General features: G+C 59.9%; 3 protein-coding genes and 2 pseudogenes. All 5 read right to left on the bottom strand.

What is annotated here, in order from left to right:
• A pseudogene (locus tag EOA36_RS37840) lies at nt 1–253 on the bottom strand (SGNH/GDSL hydrolase family protein); the annotation flags it as partial.
• Nucleotides 254–525: 272 nt separating this feature from the next.
• Nucleotides 526–704: pseudogene (locus EOA36_RS30350) on the bottom strand (transposase); the annotation flags it as partial.
• A gap of 82 nt (nt 705–786) precedes the next feature.
• A complete protein-coding gene (locus EOA36_RS30345) occupies nt 787–1851 on the bottom strand; it encodes an ABC transporter ATP-binding protein (RefSeq protein WP_127280626.1) in 1065 nt (354 codons plus the stop codon).
• 15 nt (nt 1852–1866) lie between these two features.
• Nucleotides 1867–2658: an ABC transporter permease gene (locus EOA36_RS30340; RefSeq protein WP_127280625.1), complete on the bottom strand. Its 792-nt coding sequence runs from the start codon at nt 2656–2658 to the stop codon at nt 1867–1869.
• Nucleotides 2655–3644 carry an ABC transporter permease subunit gene (locus EOA36_RS30335; protein ID WP_127280624.1) on the bottom strand — a complete coding sequence of 330 codons (990 nt, stop codon included), beginning with the start codon at nt 3642–3644 and terminating at the stop codon, nt 2655–2657. The genes EOA36_RS30340 and EOA36_RS30335 overlap by 4 nt, the downstream gene beginning before the upstream one ends.
• Nucleotides 3645–3729 lie beyond the last annotated feature (85 nt).

Below are 3729 nucleotides of genomic sequence, written 5' to 3'. Positions count from 1 at the left end.
CCACTACTTTGGCCCCTCTGCGAAGCGGAAGGCGATCGACCATCGATGCCACGGCCTGGTCCGCAAGCAGGGCGCTAGCCGCTTCCGAGGCCTCCTTTTGCATGCGGCCAAGTTCGGCCGCGTAAACCTCGACCGGAAGGCCAAGTAGCGCTGCATGAGCGTCCTGGCCGAAATTCGCACCTCCGGGGAGGGAGGCCAGACTCCGCTCGGGTTGGATGACCTTCAAAAGCCAGTTCACCTGTTCATTCGACATCGATTCACCTCGCACCTGAATTCATCCGCACAGGTGATAGATAGCCGCGTCCCAGGAACGCCGCTACTCGCGTTATCGGGTCGATAAGGATTTGAAAATACTGATAAATTTTGCAACATCCGGAGTCTTCATCAGGTTCCAGCTCCTGCGGACACCGCTCGCTTTCACCGCTGACAGCCGACAACCAGGGGGACTTCATCGACCCGTTGCACGACATCGCGTACTCACAAACGACATTCGCGCCCGCGAAGTAGAGACCTGGAAGTGTTGGCGAGCCAGGTGAACGGATCGACGCCGCTCATCTTGGCGGCCTGCAGGATCGTGGCGATCGTCGACCCTGTCTGCCACCGCCATCAGACCCGGCGAAGACCGCATTCTTGCGTTTGATTGTGTGGGGCCGAATGGCGCGATCCACCGTGTTCGAACCGATGTCGAGACAGCCGTCGGCGACGCTCATCCCGGGCTGGTTTCGCTGGCGGGCTCCTAGCGGGAGGCCGGCAATTGCAGGCCGGCTCACCTGAATATCCGCCGACCTAATGCAGCACCAGCATATCGCTCGACGAGAACGAAATCTCGGCCTTCTCCCCGACTGCGGGCGGCGGGGTGGCGGAGTTGTTGAACGTGTCGAGCGACACTATGTTGCCGCCGATGCCGACGCGGACCCGGATCACCGAGCCGAGAAAATGCACTTCGGAAATCTCCCCGGTCAGGCTGGCGTCGCGGCCAGGCTGGCGGCCGAGCGAAATTGCCTCGGGCCGCAGCGCCAGCGACAGCATGTCGCCGGACTTCGAGCCGTTGAGCTTGCCCTTCAGTTCGACTTCCTGGGTGTTGACCTGCACCTTGCCGGACGCGGCGTCGGTGACCTTGCCCTCGAGCACGTTGAGCGTGCCGACGAAATTGGCGACGAACTTGGTCGCCGGCCGGTTGTAGATCTCGAACGGCGTGCCGACCTGCTCGGCCTTGCCGCCATACATGACGGCGATGCGATCGGAGAGCGACAAAGCCTCTTCCTGGTCATGGGTGACGAAGATAGTGGTGATGCCGAGCTTCTTCTGGATAGAGCGTATTTCCTCGCGCAGCGATACGCGCACCTTGGCATCCAGCGCCGACAGCGGCTCGTCGAGCAAAAGCAGCTTCGGCTTCGGCGCGATCGCGCGCCCCAGCGCGATGCGCTGCTGCTGGCCGCCTGAGAGCTGGTAGGGATAGCGGTCGGCCATCTGCGGCAGCTTGATCATGTCGAGCATTTCGGCGACACGGGCATCGATGTCCGCCCGGGGCATGCCGGCGACCTTCAGGCCGAAGCCGATGTTCTGCGCCACGGTCAGGTTCGGGAACAGCGCATAGGCCTGGAACACCATGCCGACATTGCGCTGGTTGGGCTTCAACCGGGTGATGTCCTTGCCGGCGACGACGATCTTGCCGGCGCTTGGCTCCTCGAAGCCAGCGACCATACGCAGGACGGTGGTCTTGCCACAGCCGGACGGCCCGAGGAACGAGACGAACTCACCCGGCTCGACGTCGAGATTGAAATCCTCCACGACCGTGGTGGCGCCGAAGGATTTTCGGACGTGCTGGATGGAGAGGAATGGCTCGGCCATGATTCTTTCTTTCGATCAATTCGGACGGTTAGCAGACTTCGGCGCAAACCGCGACAGAACCTGGATCAGCGACATGCAACCCCAGGTGATTGCGAAGGCGATAATGGACAGCGCTGCCGGTTCATAGGCCCTGTTGGCCACCAGGTTCTGCAAGTATGGACCGAAAGCGGGCCGATTGAGCAGACTGGCCATGGTGAACTCGCCAATGACGATCGCAAACGTCAGGAAGGCGCCGGAGAGCACCGCGATCAACACGTTGGGCAGGATCACGCGAGCGACGATCGTACCCCAGCCGGCGCCGAGGATCTGGGCCGCTTCCGTCAGTGTCCGCACGTCGATGGTACGAAGCCCGGTATCGACGGCTCTGTACATATAGGGCAGTGCCAGTGCCGCGTAGCCGATGACCAGCAGGGCGTTCGTGGCCGTATTGTTCGACAGGAACGGCAGGGGCGAATTCGAGCCATACATTCTGATGTAGCCGAAAACGATGACGATGGCCGGGATGACCAGCGGCAACAAGGTGATGAACTCGACCACTGGGCGAAGCTGTGGCAGACGCAGCCGGATCCAGTAAGCGGTGGGCACAACAATCAGCACACCGAGCAGGATGGTGAAGACCGCCACGATCACCGAGTACATGAAAGTTGTCTGGAACTGGCTGTCACCAAGCACGACCTTGTAGGCATCGAAGGAATAGACGCCGCGACGCATGCGCAGTGAAAACTCGATCGTCGCGATGAGCGGTATGAAGAAATAGGCCGCGCCGAGGATGAAGACGATCCAGGCCCAGAATCTGCCAGCCTTCATTTGAGCCACCTCTCGGAACGGGTGCGGAACCAGATATAGAAAATGTTGGCCAGCCCAGTGATGAAAATCATGCCGAAAGCGATGGCATAACCGAGATGGGCATTATGCAACACGTCGCCTCGGATCTGCGCATAGAGCACGATCGGAATGATGTTTAGAGAAGAACCCGTCAGCGCATAGGCAGTGGCGATTGCACCGAAGGCATTGGCAAACAGCAGGATAACGGTGCCGAGGAAGCTTGGCCACAAAACAGGGATGACAACCATGCGCCAGTACTGAGCTTGGGTGGCGCCGAGCGTCGATGCTGCTTCACCCCATTCCTTCTTCAATCCATCGATCGCCGGCACGATAATTACGACCATAAGCGGGATCTGGAAATAGACATAGGTGATGGTAAGGCCCCAGAACGATAACAGGTTGAAGCCGTGGGCGTAGAGGTTAAGGCCGACCAACACGTTGAGCAAGACCGTGACCAGGCCGACCCGGCCGAGCGTTGCAATGAAGGCGAAAGCCAGCGGCACACCGGCAAAGTTCGATGCCACGCCCGAAAAGGTGAGCGTCGCGGAACGGATCCAGTTTGGCAGGCCGCCACGCACGATGGCAATGGCGATTGCGAGCCCGGCGAAAGCACCGATCAATGAAGAGGCCAGACTGACTTTGATCGAGATCCAGTAGGCAGCGAGGATGGTGGGCAACTGACAATTTGAGTCAGTCCACGAGACCCAGGCCCCATACTGGCACTGCAGGTATTTCGACAGATTGGGCGGATCGAAAATGCCGACGATGTTTGCGAGCGTAAACTCGCCTGCTTCGTTCTGAAACGCGCCCATCATGAGGTAAAGCGTCGGCAGGATAAGAAACATGACGGCGAAGATGAAGAATGGCGTCACGCCAAGCCATTGTGTCGGCAGCCGCAAGGCGCGCACTTCCTCAGGGGGCGCGGCCTTTCCCGCAATGGCCTGATTGGAAAGCGAGAAATCGGTCATGCGCCGGCTACCGTCTTCGAGGGAAGATCGGGCGGCCATATGGCCGCCCGATCAAGTTCAAATGTTACTTGACGTTGGCACCGAC

This window comes from Mesorhizobium sp. M8A.F.Ca.ET.021.01.1.1, assembly GCF_003998025.1.
Classification (GTDB): Bacteria; Pseudomonadota; Alphaproteobacteria; order Rhizobiales; family Rhizobiaceae; genus Mesorhizobium.
The sequence above is the reverse complement of the archived record's forward strand: the minus strand, read 5'-3'. Positions and strand labels throughout refer to the sequence as shown.

Excerpts from the sequence above, each read along its gene's own strand:
- EOA36_RS30345 (WP_127280626.1), bottom strand. The coding sequence starts at position 1,851 with ATGGCCGAGCCATTCCTCTCCATCCAGCACGTCCGAAAATCCTTCGGC.
- EOA36_RS30340 (WP_127280625.1), bottom strand. The coding sequence starts at position 2,658 with ATGAAGGCTGGCAGATTCTGGGCCTGGATCGTCTTCATCCTCGGCGCG.
- EOA36_RS30335 (WP_127280624.1), bottom strand. The coding sequence starts at position 3,644 with ATGACCGATTTCTCGCTTTCCAATCAGGCCATTGCGGGAAAGGCCGCG.